At 59.9% G+C, this 674-nt stretch carries 1 protein-coding gene; it reads left to right on the top strand.

Features of this window, described 5'->3' with window-relative positions; genetic code table 11:
* On the top strand, window positions 1–674 hold a 674-nt coding region (locus tag ACWKV9_RS27675), incomplete at both ends, for a hypothetical protein (RefSeq protein ID WP_483839294.1).

The following is a 674-nucleotide window of genomic DNA, read 5'->3' as shown; positions in this document are numbered from 1 at the left end:
AACATCGCAATCACCATCGATGACGGCGGCGCGATCAACAACATCGCGACCACCACCTCGACGATTCGCCTGACCGCGACCAACGACGCTCCGGTCATCGGCCACAATGGCGACGGCAAAGAGTTCGGCAACACCTGGAATGAAACCGCAGCGGGCGGCGACGTCACGCAGCCGGGCAAAGGCCCAGGCAAAATCGCTGCAGACTTCACGCTGAGCGATGCCGACAGCACTACGTTGAAATCGGCGACCGTCACTCTGACCAACTTCCACGAGGGCGACTTCCTCGCCGTGGGTGATGCTGCGGGCGTGAAATACACCATCACTGACGTCAAAGACAGTGCTGGCAATGTCACCGGCAAGACCATCACCTTCGAAGGCGGCACTGCAGCGCAGTACCAAACCGCGATTCAGTCGATCACTTTCGACAGCACTTCGCATAACCCGAACGTAGTCGATAACCGCATCATCAACATCACGATTGATGACGGCAGCACCGGCAACAACATCGCGACCACCACCTCGACCATCCGCCTGACGGCCGAGAACGACGCACCGATCATCGCGCACACCGGTAAAGGCACCGAGTTCGGCAACACCTGGAACGAAACCGCAGCGAACGGCGACGTCACCCAGCCGGGCAAAGGCGCAGGCCTGATCGCCGCCGACTTCAAGTT

It is taken from the genome of Pseudomonas corni, from assembly GCF_057128765.1.
The sequence above is the reverse complement of the archived record's forward strand: the minus strand, read 5'-3'. Positions and strand labels throughout refer to the sequence as shown.